15 protein-coding genes and 2 pseudogenes are annotated in these 17,470 nt (G+C 46.1%); 8 read left to right on the forward strand and 9 right to left on the reverse strand.

What is annotated here, in order from left to right; genetic code table 11:
• Positions 1–248: 248 nt before the first annotated feature.
• From L4C42_RS00045 to L4C42_RS00055, 3 genes are all read left to right on the forward strand, one after another.
• Positions 249–1,064, forward strand: a complete 816-nt coding sequence (locus tag L4C42_RS00045) for an AraC family transcriptional regulator (protein WP_353500050.1) — start codon at positions 249–251, stop codon at positions 1,062–1,064.
• A gap of 808 nt (positions 1,065–1,872) precedes the next feature.
• The gene (locus L4C42_RS00050) at positions 1,873–2,127 is read left to right on the forward strand and encodes a hypothetical protein (protein WP_429758825.1); all 255 of its coding nucleotides are present in this window, start codon (positions 1,873–1,875) and stop codon (positions 2,125–2,127) included.
• 41 nt (positions 2,128–2,168) lie between these two features.
• Positions 2,169–2,534, forward strand: coding sequence for a hypothetical protein (locus tag L4C42_RS00055; RefSeq protein ID WP_429758848.1), 366 nt, complete (start codon positions 2,169–2,171; stop codon positions 2,532–2,534).
• Here L4C42_RS00055 and L4C42_RS00060 read toward each other — a convergent pair.
• Positions 2,533–2,721 (reverse strand): annotated as a pseudogene (locus L4C42_RS00060) (phage integrase N-terminal SAM-like domain-containing protein); the annotation flags it as partial. The gene L4C42_RS00055 and the pseudogene L4C42_RS00060 overlap by 2 nt on opposite strands.
• Before the next feature lie 197 nt (positions 2,722–2,918).
• On the opposite strand from L4C42_RS00060, the gene L4C42_RS00065 reads away from it, so the two are divergent.
• Positions 2,919–3,482, forward strand: coding sequence for a hypothetical protein (locus tag L4C42_RS00065; RefSeq protein WP_429758827.1), 564 nt, complete (start codon positions 2,919–2,921; stop codon positions 3,480–3,482).
• 193 nt (positions 3,483–3,675) lie between these two features.
• On the opposite strand, the gene L4C42_RS00070 is transcribed toward L4C42_RS00065, so the two are convergent.
• Complete coding sequence (locus tag L4C42_RS00070; RefSeq protein ID WP_353500057.1) at positions 3,676–4,389, reverse strand: UTRA domain-containing protein; 714 nt, start codon at positions 4,387–4,389, stop codon at positions 3,676–3,678.
• Between the two features lie 212 nt (positions 4,390–4,601).
• Between L4C42_RS00070 and L4C42_RS00075 the strand changes: the two are divergent.
• Positions 4,602–5,027 (forward strand): annotated as a pseudogene (locus L4C42_RS00075) (septal ring lytic transglycosylase RlpA family protein).
• Between the two features lie 139 nt (positions 5,028–5,166).
• On the opposite strand, the gene L4C42_RS00080 reads toward L4C42_RS00075, so the two are convergent.
• From L4C42_RS00080 to priA, 6 genes are all read right to left on the reverse strand, one after another.
• On the reverse strand, positions 5,167–6,324 hold the full coding sequence (locus tag L4C42_RS00080; RefSeq protein WP_429758829.1) for an integrase core domain-containing protein: 1,158 nt from the start codon (positions 6,322–6,324) through the stop codon (positions 5,167–5,169).
• Between the two features lie 175 nt (positions 6,325–6,499).
• The gene (gene hslU, locus L4C42_RS00085) at positions 6,500–7,837 is read right to left on the reverse strand and encodes an ATP-dependent protease ATPase subunit HslU (protein WP_353497695.1); all 1,338 of its coding nucleotides are present in this window, start codon (positions 7,835–7,837) and stop codon (positions 6,500–6,502) included.
• Between the two features lie 213 nt (positions 7,838–8,050).
• Positions 8,051–8,593, reverse strand: coding sequence for an ATP-dependent protease subunit HslV (hslV, locus tag L4C42_RS00090; protein WP_353497696.1), 543 nt, complete (start codon positions 8,591–8,593; stop codon positions 8,051–8,053).
• Between the two features lie 158 nt (positions 8,594–8,751).
• Positions 8,752–9,300 carry an SPOR domain-containing protein gene (locus L4C42_RS00095; protein WP_353497697.1) on the reverse strand — a complete coding sequence of 183 codons (549 nt, stop codon included), beginning with the start codon at positions 9,298–9,300 and terminating at the stop codon, positions 8,752–8,754.
• 81 nt (positions 9,301–9,381) lie between these two features.
• Entirely contained in the window at positions 9,382–10,389 is a 1,008-nt protein-coding gene (cytR, locus tag L4C42_RS00100; RefSeq protein ID WP_112461353.1) for a DNA-binding transcriptional regulator CytR, read from the reverse strand.
• Positions 10,390–10,681: 292 nt separating this feature from the next.
• Entirely contained in the window at positions 10,682–12,883 is a 2,202-nt protein-coding gene (gene priA / locus L4C42_RS00105) for a primosomal protein N' (RefSeq protein ID WP_353497698.1), read from the reverse strand.
• Positions 12,884–13,166: 283 nt separating this feature from the next.
• Between priA and rpmE the strand changes: the two genes are divergently transcribed.
• A complete protein-coding gene (gene rpmE / locus L4C42_RS00110; RefSeq protein ID WP_006071169.1) occupies positions 13,167–13,385 on the forward strand; it encodes a 50S ribosomal protein L31 in 219 nt (72 codons plus the stop codon).
• Positions 13,386–13,736: 351 nt separating this feature from the next.
• Entirely contained in the window at positions 13,737–14,996 is a 1,260-nt protein-coding gene (locus L4C42_RS00115) for a malic enzyme-like NAD(P)-binding protein (protein ID WP_429758834.1), read from the forward strand.
• Positions 14,997–15,712: 716 nt separating this feature from the next.
• Here L4C42_RS00115 and metJ read toward each other — a convergent pair.
• Positions 15,713–16,033 (reverse strand): met regulon transcriptional regulator MetJ, encoded by a 321-nt coding sequence (metJ, locus tag L4C42_RS00120; RefSeq protein WP_006071165.1) that lies wholly within the window; start codon positions 16,031–16,033, stop codon positions 15,713–15,715.
• Positions 16,034–16,297: 264 nt separating this feature from the next.
• Here metJ and L4C42_RS00125 point away from each other — a divergent pair, with 264 nt between their 5' ends.
• Positions 16,298–17,467 carry an O-succinylhomoserine (thiol)-lyase gene (locus L4C42_RS00125; RefSeq protein WP_353497700.1) on the forward strand — a complete coding sequence of 390 codons (1,170 nt, stop codon included), beginning with the start codon at positions 16,298–16,300 and terminating at the stop codon, positions 17,465–17,467.
• Positions 17,468–17,470: the final 3 nt, after the last annotated feature.

Below are 17,470 nucleotides of genomic sequence, written 5' to 3' on the forward strand. Positions count from 1 at the left end.
GTTTTCGCAGCTTTTTTTATATTTTTGCTTCGATATAGTACAAATTGCAACCACCGTAACTTGTTGGTTCATGATCATTGTTCCGGAAGCTTGATCAAGTAAGGATCCTTTTTTATGCTTCTGTTTCTAGGTGATCTATTCATAGTAAGCCCAATAACGATAAGCGATTGCGCGATTCGCTTTCCCAAATTCACTGGAAATCGATATACTCCGCGGATCGACATTCCATTTACACTGAGGCTGGAAACATGGTGAAACGCAATAATGACATCCTTGATCATGCTTCCCCAGTGCCCAGCATCATCAAGCCAGCTGAAATCGTTCGTCTGCCTTCACATATGGACTCTCACGAGCACCATTACACGCAAGTTGTGATTGGACTCAAAGGTCAATCTGAGTTCGATGTTGGCGGTGTTGGCAACAAGGTAGGCCCTGGACAGGGCTGTGTGGTGACATCTGGCCTTGATCATGCTTTCGGTGGCATTGTTGATCAACCGGATATTTTGGTGTTGAACATGCCACTGCCAAGTGATGATGATCCAGTACTTCTTCAAAGAATCAATGAGTTATCGAAGAGTAAAACTTACTTTCAACTTGATATTCAAATTCAAAAACTGATTCAGATGTTGGTGGCAGAAATGAAAAGTAGCCCAGATGATCTGTTACTCAGTCGTGCATGCAACGACACTGTGGTGGCGTTATTGCAGCGCCACATTTCAGAGCTTAAGACGTCACTGCGTGACTCTCGTTTCGATCTTGAACAGATTGATCGCTACATCGAGCAGCATTTAGCCCATAAGATCTCCGTCGCTCAGCTTGCCGGTAGTGTGTTTCTAGGAGAGAGTCAGTTCCATATGCTGTTTAGAGAGCATTTAGGCATTACGCCACACCAATATGTGCTGAACAAGCGCGTTGATGCAGCCAAGCGATTGATTGAACAAGGCAACTTAAACTTAGGTCAAATTGCAGAACTCACTGGCTTTTCTGGTCAAAGTACCTTTACTCATGCCTTTTCTAGGTTGCAAGGCATCTCTCCGTCGCAGTATCGCAAGCGTTTCTCTTAATCTTCATGTCGGAAGACAATAAAGCTTGGTCGATTCCAATAAAGTTTGTCACGTCTGCGCAGTTAGTTCACTTGACAGAGATTTATGTGAACCGGTTTTAGCAAACACGCCTTTGCCCCAAAACAAGCTAGAAAAAGATTTCGGTTAATTTCAAGACTCGCAATTTGACTTACTTTTCCTCATGTCTAGAGCTCTGCCCATGCGGCTAAACTTGATAATCCACTACAGTTCAGAACAACTAACAAGCGTTTAAGGTTTCAAGATATTTTTTCGGCTCTTCTCCGATTTAGTGACATCCTGCAGGACATTGATACGGAAACTTAACTAAGGATTCCGGAAATATTCTCTAAATCCTATAGACAAATACTAAACAGCATGCCAATATATCTGTGATGTTTAGGATTAATCCTAAAATTCACAAACGCAAGGGGGACGGACTGTAATGGGTAAAATCTCAAAAATGGCTACAGAAACGGATTGTATCGAACTATCGAAGCGAATATTAAAGCTAAAGGATACTCTGGGACTTACATATAAAGAGCTGAACGTAAGGCTAGAACGGCCTTGTACCGCTAGTACACTTCAAATTAGAGCCACTCATCCTAATAAAGGATGTAGTCTCAATTTATTCAACAAAATAGATCATTCGATCAAAAAGTTGGACTCCACCGCTAAAGAGGTAGAGGACACAAGATCTCAGATAACTAGCTTACGTGACGCTGCGATAGAAGATATAACTCGAATTTTCGACGAGCACATTGCTAAAATTGAAGATGTAATCTCGAACAAATACAGATAGGAAAGAGTTATGTTACCAGAAAATTTTGAGTTCATAGCAAAAACAAAAAAGGTGAGATATTGGGAGATAAAAAAGTGCGATATCTGTAGTGAATCAATTGGCTTTATGATTCAGAAAGATAATGTCTACTTTGATGAAACATGTGATTGTAGTCCTCGTGATAAGAGCCGTAATTCATCTTGGGGCGAGTTGGCAGAGGTTTACAATAACGAAACAAACGAAGGAAAAATAGAAAATCACAAGAAATTCTGGTCAATAGATTGACTTTAATATCATATAGCTAAACTGAGGTTAGCAAGGGTGGTATGAAAACACACGACCAGATTATCTTTGAGTTGCTCAATATCTATCCAAAACTCATTGACTCGAGGGGATTTATTTTTTTCGGCACGCTAGAGAAAAAGCCTCCGTACGAGATGGCCTGTTATCAGAGTTGGCGTTTGGTTATTGAAGAGGATACTGAATACCTCGAAGCGAAGAGGACTATCGGTTATATGCTCGAATCATTGCTAGAAAATATAAGTGTTCCTTCCCCTCACCCACACGGTTACATAAAGATAGAAAACTCTTTAATTACATTACATTGGACAACCAATGACGTAGTAGAAACAATGCTGGATAACATAGAAAGGGTGTCAAAACTAAAAAAACACTATGGTTTCCTCGATTAAGCGTAGTGAAAAACTGTTTGAGAATGGCAGTGGTTAACTTGTCAGGTACGCGATCAAAGTGTGCGGTGATCCAACGAACTGCATGAGAATAGGCATCGATTGTAGCAGGTCGTTTACCTTGTAGTTTAGGAGTGGAAAGGTGTTGTTCATAAAGAAAGTTGTAGCGTTCTAAGTCGGTGGTGTTCATGATTTACTCTTGTCAACGGCGATCAGTGTGATGGTGTTGCAAGAGTATGAACGGTAGAAGTTATACTCTGCAGTGCAGCGGCTTCGTTCAACAAATTACTTAAGTGGACTTAAATCGCTTGGCAAACCTCGTATTTATACCAATTGATTTCAGTTCCATAAATATTGAAATATTTACAGGACATTTGAGGGTTGATAATGAATCAAGATGTATATAAAAAAATCTCTGAGCGTATATCTAACGGAGATTTTAAATCTAATAAGTTACTAGTGTTGTATAAGAATGCCGAAAAGCAGGATAGTGAGCAAGGTCGTAATTTAATGTCTCAAATTATCAAATATTCAGAGCGCAACGATACTGTACTTTATCGAAAACTAGTACCAGAGAGCGATGTAAGCCGTAAACGATTTATGGAAGATGAGGGGTTTTCTTGTGCTAACTGGCTATGGTCGTGGTCATTCGTAAATCATGATAAAAAAATCATCGCTTTTGGTGCTTGGAATAATGCTTATATTGATGAGTGTAATGTTGTTATTCTTCGTGAGCGGTGGAAAGGTGAAGAACGTGAAGCTTCAGGCTATAAACAAGCATTGAAGCATATTGCGCTAGTTGAAGAACGAGGATACAGCTATCAGGTTTTTAATATGATTCATGGTGGACATGACGCTAAGGGGCGTTCAAAAATTGCTGGCATTGACCCCATTCTCCGAAGTGCAGTCGTGAGAAAGGAAGGTGAAGATTGGATCGCTACTGTTTTATAGTAATCCCCATATAACAAACGATTAAGGATTCAAGATGCTTTTTCTAATCTGATAGAAACGGCTTAGCTCAGTGATCGTAAATCATTTCTGTCCAAAAACGTTTCAGAAAGTGATCAAACTGTAGCTTTCTATAGTCCAATAATTGCTTGAAAAGGCTAGTTTCCTATGCCTTCCGACACTTCAAATGAATCAACTACTGAGACTCGCTGCCGATGCAGATCATCATGGCATCAGGTCGCCAATACTCAAACTCGCAATCCATCAACATACCATCTTGCTTGTAGTTCACACGGCATATCTTTAGAACAGGTTGTCCTTCTGCCAAATTGAGGGCTTTGGCGACATGGCTAGGCGCTGATGTTGGAATGACGTCGAAGTGAGAACGCCCTGTCTCGTAGCCATACGTTTCTTGGTAGCACTGTGTGAGTGACATGGTTAGGTTTTTATCCAAGATGTCGGGGAATAGCGAAGCAATCAGGCAATTCTCCACAAACAGCACTACACGTCCATCGATGTATCGCAGTCGCTCTATGACATGAATCGGTGTAATCGTGTCAACCGACAGCGCCTTTGCGTATTCACCACTTGCCATCTCAGTTCTAACATTCACCAGCTTAGTTTCAGCAATTCGGTCTTGATCGCGAATCATCTGATGAAAGTGATTGCGTGACAGTGGGTTATAGCGGATACGCTGCGGTGAAACATACCAGCCACGACGCTCTTCTCGATAGATCAAACCTTCGGTTTCAAGGGAGGTAAGGGCGTCTTTAATGGTAATTCGAGTGGTTGAGAAGAGTTCACTCAACTCACGCTCAGAAGGTAGCTTCTGCCCAGCCTGCATTATGTTTCCTGAGATTTGATCTCTTATGGTGGTTTTGATTTTCGCAAGCTGAGTGAGGGTTTTCATTGTTGTGACCTAGTCCAAAGGCGTATAGATGAACAAGATACGACAGCTTGGTAACAGTTTTATGAAGGCTTCAATCTCATCTGGCTTTGATTGTAACCTACTCACTTCTAAGTTCTTTCCTAACTATGACGTTGTCAAAACCCAGTTTTTCTCAAAATCAGCAATAATTAAAATTCAATCCGACTAAATTAATAACCTCATATTTAAACAACATGAAAAAACTCAACCTCGCTTTTATCGCTCTTGTTCTAACTATCTTAGCTGGTTGTTCTTGAACCGCGTCCGTCGACAATGCAAAAACCAGCAGCTATGCCCGTTCTCATGAGCTTGTTGGCCAAGCATCGTGGTATGGAAGCAAATACCATGGCAAGCGCACCGCAAGTGGCGAGCGATATAACATGAGAGCCTATACTGCGGCTCATAAAACGTTACCGTTTGGCACCATCGTTAGGGTGACGAATACCAATAATGGCAAAACTGTCGATGTGAAAATCAATGACCGTGGTCCCTTTGTGAAAGGTCGTGTTATTGATCTTTCACGAAAGTCGTTTGACCAGATTGGTAACATTAATGCTGGTACTTTACCGGTTAAGATTGATGTGATTGATGATAGTAATACGTTTAGGTATAAGCACTAAATCTCCTCTTCCTGCCCAAATATAGCCGTCATCCCACTGGCCGTGCACCTACGCAGGCAGGGATCTTCTTCAAGCGCGCACCAAGCCTGTACTGATGGTCACATAGGTAACACTTTAAACCGGCCACATAGGTAACACCCTATGTTGGCCGAATTACTTTTCCAACAACTTCATCTACAATCCCTAATCTCATTTCTCCAAATCGAAGCAACCAACATCGATTGTCGATATATTCCAAACTAACGTACTCACCTAATAGTCTTCTCGTGACGTAAATGGCTTGCCCGTTAAGTTTAATATAGCCGCCACATTTCACCTTTCTGACTTCATGTTCGCTAGGGTATTCCAGCGGAGGTAATTGATTGGGGAATGGTCGAGGAGACTTTCTATAAACATCAGCAGGACATTTCCCTAATCCAAGAGATTGATGAGGACGCTCTTCATTGTATTGCAACTTAAAGTGATTGAGAGCACGTTGCTGAGCCGATAGGTTGCCCTTCGGTGGTTTGGCTACTTCAGCCTTCAAGGTCCTATGCATCCTTTCGTGCCGACCATTCTGTTGTGGGCATCCAGCCTTAATTCTTTCTGGATAGATACCAAGACGAACGAGCCAGATTGATAGCGGGGTTAGCCCTCCTAAGGTTACACAGGCAAATGGCCAGCCATTGTCTGTTCGAATCATTCTAGGTAAGCCATACTCGCGAAAAGCGGCTTCATAAGCACTTTGTACAGGGGGCAGTTTGGTGTTGTAGAGTCCTTTACACACCAGGAGCATACGGCTGAAATTATCCGTGAGAGTGAGTGGATAGCACCACCTATCGTTGCCCATTTTAAACTGACCTTTAAAGTCGGCACTCCAAACATCATTTGGCTCTATCGCATGAGCAAGAGGCTGAGTTTGAGGTGGCGTCGTCAGCCTTCTTCTCTTGGGTCTTACAAGATTGTGGCGCTTAAGGATTTCACCAATGGTACTTGGCGCAGGCCAATGTTGAGTATGGTTAGAACGATAGAGGGCGGAGTGTATTTTAACAGGCCCCCAGTTTGGATAACGAACCTTTAAATCAAGTATCCGTTTCACAATCCAGTCCGGCGTTTGATTGGAATGGGTATGTCTAGCTCGACTCAAGTCAGCTAAACCAGTCATTCCTTGCTCGCGGAAACGGTTGATCCATTTGTAGCCTGTTTTACGAGCTATGCCATAACGCTGGCACAGCTCGCTAATAGAAAATCGATGGCTAAGCCAATCTTCAATGAAAAGTTCTCTTTGGCTCATGATGCAAGTCTCTTCCCATGGCATAAGCTTCTCCTCTTCGAAGCTTACACATTAGCACTTGTTACCCATGTGCCCGGTTAGAACTGTTACCTATGAGCCCGGTCAATACCGCTTTGAGTAGACCCCTGCCTGCGCAGGGGTGACGATAATTTTAAGGGTGACGATAATTTCAGTCGTGGCGATAATTTGAGTACACTCTTTAAAGAATAAAGCGACTCAAATCTTCATCTTCAACAAACTCACCTAACTTCGATTTCACATAGCCAGAGTCAATCACGAGCTTCGAGCCAGGCTTGTCAGTGGCTTCAAATGAAATCTCATCCATCAGGCGCTCCATCACAGTATGAAGGCGACGCGCACCGATGTTCTCGGTAGTTTCGTTGACTGTCCACGCCGCATCCGCGATCTGTTGGATGCCGTCGGTGGTGAATTCAACATCGACTTCTTCCGTCTTCATCAGCGCGATGTATTGCTCTGTCAGTGATGCTTTTGGTTCGGTTAGGATGCGTTTAAAGTCATCGCTGCTTAGGGCTTCTAGCTCAACTCGAATTGGCAGGCGGCCTTGTAGTTCAGGGATAAGGTCCGATGGCTTCGCTACTTGGAACGCACCAGAGGTAATAAACAGGATGTGGTCTGTTTTTACCATGCCATGCTTGGTTGAGACCGTGCTGCCTTCAATCAATGGCAGTAGATCGCGCTGCACGCCTTCGCGTGATACGTCTGGACCTGATGCTTCACCACGCTTACAGATTTTATCGATCTCATCGATAAACACGATGCCGTTGTTTTCAACGTTGTAAATTGCTTGCTCTTTTAGCTCTTCTTGATTGACCAGTTTAGCGGCTTCTTCTTCCACAAGGGCTTTGAGAGCATCTTTAATTTTTAGCTTACGCTTCTTCTTGGTGTCACCGCCAAGGTTCTGGAACATGCTTTGCAGCTGATTCGTCATCTCTTCCATACCAGGAGGTGACATGATTTCTACGCCCATTTGAGGCGCTGCTGTTTCGATGTCGATCTCTTTGTCATCAAGTTTGCCTTCGCGCAGTTTCTTACGGAAGATTTGACGAGTATTGGAAGAAGCGTCGTCAGTAGGCTGCTCGTTTTGACCCCAAGCATCACGTGCTGGTGGAAGCAGAGCGTCAAGAATGCGCTCTTCCGCTTGCTCTTCAGCGCGGAATTTCACTTTTTCCATCGCTTGCTGGTGGGTCATCTTGATCGCAACGTCTGTCAGATCACGGATGATGGTTTCTACTTCTTTACCTACGTATCCCACCTCTGTGAACTTGGTGGCTTCTACCTTGATGAACGGAGCATTAGCAAGTTTCGCTAAGCGGCGTGCGATCTCGGTTTTACCCACACCCGTTGGACCGATCATTAAGATGTTCTTTGGTGAAACTTCTACACGTAAGCTCTCTTCGAGCTGCATGCGGCGCCAGCGGTTTCGCAGCGCGATAGCAACAGAGCGCTTAGCTTTGTCTTGGCCAATGATATGGCGGTTTAACTCATGAACAATCTCGCGAGGAGTCATCTCAGACATAATTAATTCCTTACAAAACTTCTGGCACCAATGTGTGCCAGTTGGAAATTAGACTCATGACCTAGTTAGTGTCAGTGTCATGCTTAAAAGCACGTCATTCCTGTGCAGACAGGAATCTACTCAAGGCTTGGTGCGTGCTAACAGTAGATCCCCGCCTACGCGGGGATGACGCATTTTGTTAGCAGCCTGAGACATTTATTTACCGAGGCGACCTTACTTGTTTTCTGTCGCGTCGCTTTCTAGTTCTTCAATAGTGTGGTGATGGTTGGTGAACACACAAATATCGCCAGCAATCTTAAGTGCTTTCTCTGCGATCTCGCGCGCATCTAATTCTGTGTTCTCGAGCAGTGCCGTCGCTGCCGCTTGAGCAAAGTTACCACCAGAGCCAATCGCAATGAGGTCATTCTCTGGCTGAACCACATCACCGTTACCGGTGATAATCAGTGAAGCGGTTTCATCCGCTACCGCCAGTAGCGCTTCTAGTTTGCGAAGTGCACGGTCGCTACGCCAGTCTTTCGCAAGCTCAACCGCCGCTTTGGTTAGGTGGCCTTGGTGCATTTGCAGCTTGCTTTCAAAGCGCTCAAACAGAGTAAACGCGTCAGCCGTACCGCCAGCAAAACCTGCGAGTACTTGGTTGTTGTAGAGTCTACGAACCTTACGGGCATTGCCTTTCATTACGGTGTTGCCCAGCGATACTTGTCCATCACCCGCGATCACGACTTTGTTGTTACGACGTACAGATACAATAGTAGTCACGACGTTTGCCTCTTATTGGTTTTAATTTGGTTATGGAATGGATATGTGGACGCGAGGAATGGAATTCAAGGGGAAGAGCTTTTCGGGAATGTAAACGAAATCAGCCCCTGTTATGAGAGGCTGATTATTGGTTGTTTTTTGTTGGCGAGCTTCAGAGCTTACTGCGCTTCTTTCCAAATAGCGCAAGGCTCAATTTTAGCGCGCTGTAGCTTGTGCTTTTCGCGCTCGGCATCGCGTTTAAGCTTGTAAGGACCCAGTACGACTCTAAACCAGCTGCTGTTTTCTTTCTTGCGAATTTGGCTTGAGATGCCTTGGAAGGCAATGTCCAACTTACGAGCTTCCGCCTGTGCTAGCGTTTTGTATGCGCCGCACTGCATGATGTAAGGGATCTTAGAAACCACTTGCTCTTTGGCTTTTACCTCAACCTCACGCTTTGGCAAGGTTTCCACATAGTCCCACTTTTCTTCAGGTGGCGGTGGGATTGGTTTCGCCGGCTTTGGTTTCGGCTTAGGTGCTGGTTTGGTGGTCACAGGAGCGGGCTTGGCTGGCTCTGGGTCGTTACTTAGTAGGTACAACCCGTAACCAAACCCACTGGCGAGCAAAATCGCTAGCAAGCCACTGCGCCAGGGTTTCTTACCGGAAGTTCTCTTTTTTGCAGGGCGACGACTGGTGCCTTTGCCCCGTCTTACATAGTCTCGGTTTGCCACTTAGATTGGTTCTGATTGAAATAACTCACTGACCTCATGGTAAATACCGCGAGGTCAAGTTGCAAGTCAGTATCGTGCCAACTACAAGATTCTTGGAGGAGCCGCACTGTCGCGGATCACAAGTTCGGTATCCAATAAGCGAGAGCCTGCGCGAACGTCCGCGCCTTTGAGTACTTCAAGCATCATATACATCGCTTGGCGACCAATCTCATATCGTGGCTGAGAGACGGTGGTTAACGGTGGATCGCAGTATTGAGCAAATTGAATGTCATCAAAGCCCACTACAGATAAGTCTTGGGGAACTCGCAGACCAAGCTTCTTCGCTTCCTGCATTGCGCCAATCGCCATCACATCGTTGTGACAGAATATTGCGGTTGGTGGTTCAGGTAGGGCAAGTAGGGTACGAACCAATCGCGCGCCAGCTTCAAATGTAAAGTCACCTTTAACCGTGTAAGCTGGATTCATCGGCAGGCCAGCTCGGCGCAGTGCTTGTTGGTAGCCTTGCTGTCTAAAACGGCACAGGAATGCTGTGTCAGGACCGGCGATTTGTGCGATGCGCTTATGGCCTAAATTCGAAAGGTAGTTAACCGCCTCAAACGCTGAGGTGAGGTTATCAATGTGAACCGTTGGTAGCTCAAGCTCTGGTGCAAATTCACATGCCATCACAATAGGTGGTAAGTTTTTTTGCTCAGGCTTGCTGATATCAAACGGTAGGTCAGTACCGAGTAGCAGCATACCGTCGGCCTGTTTAGTAAACACGAGATTTACAAAAGAGGTTTCACGTTTTTTCGACTGACCACTATCACCCAGTAACACTAGGTAACCATGTTCCATTGCGGCATCTTCAATACCACGAATGATCTCGGAAAAATACGGGTCGCAAATGTCGGGAACAATCGTCACTATGGTTTTGGATTCATTTCTGCGAAGATTGCGTGCGAGTGAATTGGGAGAATAACCAGCTTCCAAAACAGCATCTTCAACACGTTTACGCGTAGAAGATGACACTTTTTCTGGGTTCATCAAAGCTCTCGAAACCGTAGCCGTTGAGACGCCTGCAAGCTGGGCAACATCCTTCATTGTCGCCATAAACGTGTGTCCTCTCTCTGTATGTCTGAACCTATAGGGAAGGTCTATTATTTATTGTTATCTTTCCCTGTGGGTTATTCCTGTGTTAAATGATTCATTTATCTAGTAAATAGATTTATAAGATCTATTTTTACAATCATGAACCAATACTAAATATTATTCATTTCTCGAATGAAAGTTACGGCCTGATTAACAGATTTTGCAAAACAATTGTGAAGCATATCACAACTAACGCCGCTTATTTTTTTGTCAGTAACCATTTTGCTTGGTGTGTTAGGTTAAGAATGGGTATCTAGCTGAGGTCTTGCGGCTCTACATCCAGTGACCAGCGCACTTTTTTTGCCAAAGGCAATTGAGCAATGACAGGTTTGGCCGCGCTGATGATCTTCTGCATTTGTGGGCGACTCGGTACTTGCAGCACCAGTTGCCATCGCGCTTTTCCTGCGCGTTTTGCTATGGGGGCTGGGGTTGGACCCAGTACCATGCAAGCGTTATCAAAGAGCGGATGTGCTTCTAATGAGTAGCGTACTTGCCTTAGGAAGTTCTCGACTTCATTACTGTTGTTGGCTTCGGCGCGAACCAAAGTCAAAAAGCTAAATGGCGGCAACTTGGCTAGCTTACGCTCGTCAATGACTGTTTCGGCAAAGTGGCGATAGTCTTTATGCAGCAAGCTTTGCAGCAATGGATGTTCTGGGTGGTGAGTTTGTAGCAGTACTTCGCCTGGCTTACTGGCACGACCTGCGCGACCAGCGACTTGGATGAAGAGCTGGGCGAGCCTTTCTGAGGCTCTAAAGTCACTGCTATACAGTGAACCATCGACATCCAACAGCGCCACAAGCGTCACATTGGGGAAGTGGTGTCCCTTGGCGAGCATTTGGGTGCCAATCAAAATTTGATATTCATTCTTCTTGATAGCGTCCAATGCGGCTTCTAGGCTGCCTTTGCGCCTAGTGCTATCGCGGTCGATACGAATAGTATTGTATTCGGGAAATAAGCTCTCAAGCTGAGCCTCTAACTGCTCAGTCCCCACGCCTACAGTGACCAGTTGATGCGATCCACAGCCTTCACACTGATGCACAATCGGGCGCTGCGAGCCACAATGGTGGCAGCGAATTTCATTGCTTGATTGGTGATAGGTGTAGTACGCATCGCAGCGGTGACACTCAGCAGTCCAGCCACATTCGTGACACATTAGGGCTGGGCTAAATCCTCGTCGGTTCAAGAACAACATGACTTGGTTGCCCGCCTCTAAATGGCGGCGTAGCTCAGCGATAAGTGGTGCCGAGAGTCCAGCTTCGAGAAACTGACCTTTGACATCAATCACCTTGTTTGTGGTCGGAACGGCGAGTCCTGCGCGCTGACTGAGAATCAAATGATGATACTTTCCTGCGAGTGCGTTTTGCAGCGTTTCGATACATGGCGTTGCGGATCCTAAGATGATTGGGATCTGCTCTTTGTTAGCGCGCATCACAGCCACATCGCGAGCATGATAACGAAGGCTATCTTGCTGTTTGTAGGACGTATCGTGCTCTTCATCGACAATAATGATGCCGAGATCGGCAAACGGTGTCAGCAGCGCCGAGCGGGTGCCAATAACAATGCCTGCGACCTTATCGCGTGCACTTAACCAAGCATTTAGGCGCTCGGTGTCATTAAGCCCAGAGTGGATGACTTCAATCGGCACATTAAAGCGTTTGCGAAAGCGGTTGATAGTCTGTGGCGTGAGGCCAATTTCCGGCACGAGAACCAAAGCTTGCTTGCCACGCTCTAACACGGGCTTAATCATCTGTAGGTAGACTTCGGTTTTGCCTGAACCGGTGACCCCTTCAAGCAGATAGCAGCCAAACTCGTTCTGGCTATTGACCGAAGCAATAGCCACGGCTTGTTCGGCGTTTAAGCGAAGATCAAGCGGATCGTTACAGATCGCCTCAGGCCAAGTGGTGGACTTTGTCTGTTTCTCGATTGATGCGATCCAGCCTTTTTCCGTGAGTGTTTTAAGCACACTTGTACTCACATCACTATCGACGAAAGTTTGATGCGAGCACGGACCTGACTCGAGCATGCTCATGACTTTGGCTTGCTTTACTGCGCGACCGAAACCAGAGATGAGCTGATTTTTCCCCGATTCTGTGATGTGCCATTCAACAGTCGCTGCAAACTCTGCGGGTTTCCCTTTGCGCAGTGCTGCGGGTAGGGCGTTACTTAACGTGTCCCCAAGCGGATATTGGTAATAAAGGCTGCACCATGAGATAAGATCAAACAGCGGTTTAGACCAGACAGGTGAGCTGTCGAGCGCCGCTTTTATTGGCTTAAGTTTTTCTATCGGGAATTCAGATTCGTGGCTGAACGCTATCACAATACCGACCAGGGTCTTTGGTCCAAAAGGGACAGACACACGTCCGCCGACCACAGGAAATAGGTGGGCTGGAACTAGGTAGTCAAACTGTTTGTCGAGTGGTACGGGTAAAGCCACGCGAGCGACATTTGGGCGCATAATGAGGTCGGTATTGATAAAGAAGAGGTCTATTCTAACGGTATAGGCTGCCTTGTATAGACTGTGGAATCAATTTATCGGCGCAGACTCACCGAAGGTGGCGAAAAAAGTCGCAATTTTAGTTGATTCCCTTGGCACTATTCTTTACTATACTGCGCCTTGATGGCATGGCTTCTTGCTTTCTTATTGGAATGCAAAGCGATGGTATCGACTATCTATTAACTACGTGTGGTGTCCGGCTTAGAATCGGATGGCGACACGGCCTAAATTATTGAGGTTTCCCATGAAAGCTGGTATCCACCCAGAATACAAAGCTGTAACAGCAACTTGCTCTTGCGGCAACACATTCGAATTCAACTCTACTCTAGGTAAAGATTCTATCCACCTAGACGTATGTGACAAGTGCCACCCATTCTACACTGGTAAGCAACGTATCGTTGATACTGGCGGCCGTGTTGATCGCTTTAACAAGCGTTTCGGTGCTCTATCTAGCAAGAAGTAATTATTACTTTTGCAGATTAAAAAAGGACGCTTCGGCGTCCTTTTTGCATTTCTGAGGCGACAGTTTCGTCCATTTTGTGTGTCAATCTTAGTTCAGTGATTTTGGCACTCACTTCCAATTTTTTCCTGCTTTCATTTCGTCCATCCATTCAAAACCGTGATGAAGTCGCGTAGTATTGTTTTTGTAAAGTATAACTTTGCCAGAGTATTGAACATCTGAGATACCTCCTCTCCGTTCAAATGTACCCACTCTGTGTATGTAACCCTTTAGAAGCAAAGCTAATAAAAATTAACGGGTTTATACTCATAAAAAACAATACCATTCAGTCTCAAAAATGCAGGATCGCTAACCATGTCCGATGATCATCAAATCGACGAATTTCGCCAACAAGCGCTTGATTACCATGCCAACCCCGTCCCTGGAAAAATTGAAATAGCGTTAACTAAACCCGCTAACTCTGCTGCCGACCTAGCATTGGCTTATAGCCCAGGTGTGGCTGAGCCAGTACGTGAAATCGCGCAAAATGCTGAGAACGTTTATAAGTACACCGCAAAGGGCAATATGGTTGCGGTGATCTCTAACGGCACCGCTATTTTAGGTCTTGGTAACCTAGGGCCAATGGCCTCTAAACCCGTAATGGAAGGCAAAGCCCTGCTGTTTAAGCGCTTTGCTGGTTTGGACTCTATTGATATCGAAGTCAAACACCGCACGATCGATGAGTTCGTCGACACGGTTGCCAACATCTCAGATACGTTTGGCGGTATTAACCTAGAAGATATTAAAGCGCCTGACTGTTTCGAAATTGAGCGTCGCCTAATTGAGCGTTGTGATGTGCCTGTATTCCACGATGACCAACACGGTACTGCGATTGTTACCGCAGCAGGTATGCTCAATGCGATTGAGCTGCAGGGTAAAGATCTTAAGGAAGCGACCATTGTCTGCTTAGGTGCTGGTGCTGCGGCGATCGCTTGCATGGAGCTTTTGATCAAATGCGGTGCAATGCGTGAGAAGATCTACATGCTGGATCGCAAAGGTGTGATCCACACGCGTCGTGATGATCTTAACGAGTATAAAGAGCTGTTTGCCAACAACACCGACAAGCGCACGCTAGAAGATGTAATTGAAGGTGCGGATCTATTCCTTGGTGTATCGGGTCCTGATTTGCTGCCACCAGACGCACTTAAGCTGATGGCGGACAAGCCAATTGTGTTTGCTTGTTCAAACCCAGATCCAGAAATTAAACCGGAGCTTGCACACCAGGTTCGTGATGACCTGATTATGGGTACGGGTCGTTCAGACTATCCAAACCAAGTTAACAACGTGCTGTGTTTCCCGTTTATCTTCCGTGGCGCGCTAGATGTGCGTGCGAGTGAGATTAATGATGAGATGAAACTGGCTGCGGTAGATGCGATTCGTGAGCTAGCGAAAGAGCCGGTACCACAAGAAGTACTCGATGCTGCAGGCGTTGAATCGTTGACGTTTGGTAAAGACTACATCATTCCAAAACCGATGGATCCGCGTTTGTTACCTCGCGTAGCTAAAGCGGTCGCGAAAGCGGCAGTAGAATCGGGTGTTGCGCGTATTGAGTTGCCAGATAGTTATATGGCTTAAGGTTGTGGCGAACACGAAACGTATTTAACGAAAGAGGGTCTAGATGACCCTCTTTTTTATTGGGCGGTCATGGCATCACACACTGTAATAATTTTAACGTGATATGCCCACCACTCCCGTCATTCCTGCGCAGGCAGGAACCTTCCTGAGGCTTGGTGCGCGCTTTGCGTAGACCCCTGCCTACGCAGGCGCGCGGCTAGTGGGGTGACGATAGCTTTGGGATGACGATAATTTTGATCGTGGTGACTCTATAGCGTGCGTCATTCCTGCGCAGGCAGGAATCTTCTTGAGGCTTGGTGCGCGCTTTGAGTAGACCCCTGCCTACGCAGGCGCGCGGCTAGTGGGGTGACGATAATTTTGATCGTGGTGACTCTATAGCGTGCGTCATTCCTGCGCAGGCAGGAATCTTCCTGAGGCTTGGTGCGTGCTATGAGTAGACCCTTGCCTACGCAGGCGCGCGACTAGTGGGGTGACGATAGCTTTGGGATGACGATAATTTTGATCGTGGTGACTCTATAGCGTGCGTCATTCCTGCGCAGGCAGGAATCTTCTTGAGGCTTGGTGCATGCTTTGAGTAGACCCCTGCCTACGCAGGGGTGACGATAGCTTTAGGATGACGTTATCTTTAGGTCTGTGTTGCTATATTCCTTGAACAAAAAGCTCGCGGAGGAAGTTCTAGTGAACTTGGACATATGATCTCAGGAGTAGAATGCAATCTACTCTTCATCAAACGCTTCAAACTCAATCCCCATCGCCGTCATCAGCTCTTTCGCTTCTGTTGGGATGTCATCAGGACGGTCTTTTCTTAAATCTTCGTCGGTTGGAAGCGGCTGGCCAGTGTAGGCGTGCAAGAACGCTTCGCACAATAGCTCACTGTTGGTTGCATGGCGTAGGTTATTGATTTGGCGACGAGTACGCTCATCGGTCAATACCTTTAGCACCTTCAGCGGGATAGACACTGTGATTTTTTTTACCTGCTCGCTTTTTTTACCGTGCTCCGCATATGGGCTAATGTATTCACCATTCCAATCTGCCATTACACACCTTCGCTCTGTTAATCATAAATAGTAGTAATAAGTATCCTGCAATTTTAGCGGGATTTACTGCCATAAGCAAAGACATATAGACGTCTAGAAGTGTTGACGTCTCACATTTTGGAAAGTAAAGTGGGGCAACGAATGTGGACATTTATTTTAATGCAATGTTAATTCTTTAACGTTTGTGGCGTTTGCCGGTTCCCATATTACCGGTAAAAGTAGACACTGTGGCTCTAGCCATGCGATTTGAGAAAGGAAGTTTCTATGAGCAATCGGAAGCCAGCGACAATAGCCGTACGTACTGGTATCGAATCGGATACCCAGCATCACGCTGTGGTGCCACCTATTTATCTTTCTACTAACTACGGATTCCCTGCGTTTGGGGAAGTGCCGACTTACGATTACACCCGCTCAGGAAACCCAAACCGAGGTTTACTCGAAACCGCTCTGTATGAGCTGGAATCTGGTAAAGGTGCGGTGGTGACCAACTGTGGTACTTCTGCTCTGAACCTTTGGGTCTCGGCCTTCTTAGGTCCAGAAGACACCATTATTGCTCCTCACGACTGCTACGGCGGTACATACCGTCTATTCAACACTCGTGCGCAGAAGGGTGACTTCAAGGTTCAGTTTGTTGATCAAAGCGATGAGCAGGCTTTTGATGCCGCGCTTGAGAAAAAACCGAAACTAATCCTACTTGAAACACCGTCTAATCCGCTTGTGCGTGTCGTTGATATTGCAGCCGTGTGTGAAAAAGCCAAGAAAGTTGGCGCGCTAGTGGCGGTAGACAATACCTTTTTGACACCTGTGTACCAAAAGCCTCTTGAGCTTGGTGCGGACTTTGTTATCCACTCAACCACCAAATATATCAACGGTCACTCTGATGTGATTGGCGGTGTGGTGATCACTAAGACTGAAGAGCACGCGGAAGAACTAGGCTGGTGGGGCAACTGTATCGGCGCGACGGGCACACCTTTTGATAGTTATATGACGCTGCGTGGTATTCGCACCCTTGGGGCGCGTATGCGTGTTCACGAAGAAAGCTCACAGCAGATCCTAGATTTTCTCAAGCCGCAACCATTGGTGAAAGTGATTTATCATCCGAGCCTGCCTGAGCACCCAGGTCATGAAATTGCTAAGAAGCAGCAATCTGGTTTTGGCTCTATGCTGAGTTTTGAGTTTGCAGGTAGCTTTGAGCAGCTGAAATATTTTGTCGGTGAGTTGGAGTTATTCTCGCTCGCGGAATCATTGGGCGGTGTAGAAAGTCTGATTTGCCACCCAGCATCTATGACACACCGTGCAATGGGTGAAGAGGCATTAGCAGAAGCGGGCGTATCTCAACAGTTACTTCGCCTCTCTGTTGGCCTAGAAGATGCGCAAGATCTGATTGATGACCTTGCTCAGGCGTTTGAGAAAGCATCTGCGTTTGGAGGATAAGCC

It is taken from the genome of Vibrio wakamikoensis (assembly GCF_050337275.1).
GTDB lineage: Bacteria > Pseudomonadota > Gammaproteobacteria > Enterobacterales > Vibrionaceae > Vibrio > Vibrio chaetopteri.

Excerpts from the sequence above, each read along its gene's own strand:
- L4C42_RS00055 (WP_429758848.1), top strand. The coding sequence starts at position 2,169 with ATGAAAACACACGACCAGATTATCTTTGAGTTGCTCAATATCTATCCA.
- L4C42_RS00115 (WP_429758834.1), top strand. The coding sequence starts at position 13,737 with ATGTCCGATGATCATCAAATCGACGAATTTCGCCAACAAGCGCTTGAT.
- L4C42_RS00080 (WP_429758829.1), bottom strand. The coding sequence starts at position 6,324 with ATGCCATGGGAAGAGACTTGCATCATGAGCCAAAGAGAACTTTTCATT.
- metJ (WP_006071165.1), bottom strand. The coding sequence starts at position 16,033 with ATGGCAGATTGGAATGGTGAATACATTAGCCCATATGCGGAGCACGGT.
- priA (WP_353497698.1), bottom strand. The coding sequence starts at position 12,883 with ATGCGCCCAAATGTCGCTCGCGTGGCTTTACCCGTACCACTCGACAAA.
- L4C42_RS00050 (WP_429758825.1), top strand. The coding sequence starts at position 1,873 with ATGTTACCAGAAAATTTTGAGTTCATAGCAAAAACAAAAAAGGTGAGA.
- rpmE (WP_006071169.1), top strand. The coding sequence starts at position 13,167 with ATGAAAGCTGGTATCCACCCAGAATACAAAGCTGTAACAGCAACTTGC.
- L4C42_RS00045 (WP_353500050.1), top strand. The coding sequence starts at position 249 with ATGGTGAAACGCAATAATGACATCCTTGATCATGCTTCCCCAGTGCCC.
- cytR (WP_112461353.1), bottom strand. The coding sequence starts at position 10,389 with ATGGCGACAATGAAGGATGTTGCCCAGCTTGCAGGCGTCTCAACGGCT.
- L4C42_RS00070 (WP_353500057.1), bottom strand. The coding sequence starts at position 4,389 with ATGAAAACCCTCACTCAGCTTGCGAAAATCAAAACCACCATAAGAGAT.
- L4C42_RS00065 (WP_429758827.1), top strand. The coding sequence starts at position 2,919 with ATGAATCAAGATGTATATAAAAAAATCTCTGAGCGTATATCTAACGGA.
- L4C42_RS00125 (WP_353497700.1), top strand. The coding sequence starts at position 16,298 with ATGAGCAATCGGAAGCCAGCGACAATAGCCGTACGTACTGGTATCGAA.
- hslU (WP_353497695.1), bottom strand. The coding sequence starts at position 7,837 with ATGTCTGAGATGACTCCTCGCGAGATTGTTCATGAGTTAAACCGCCAT.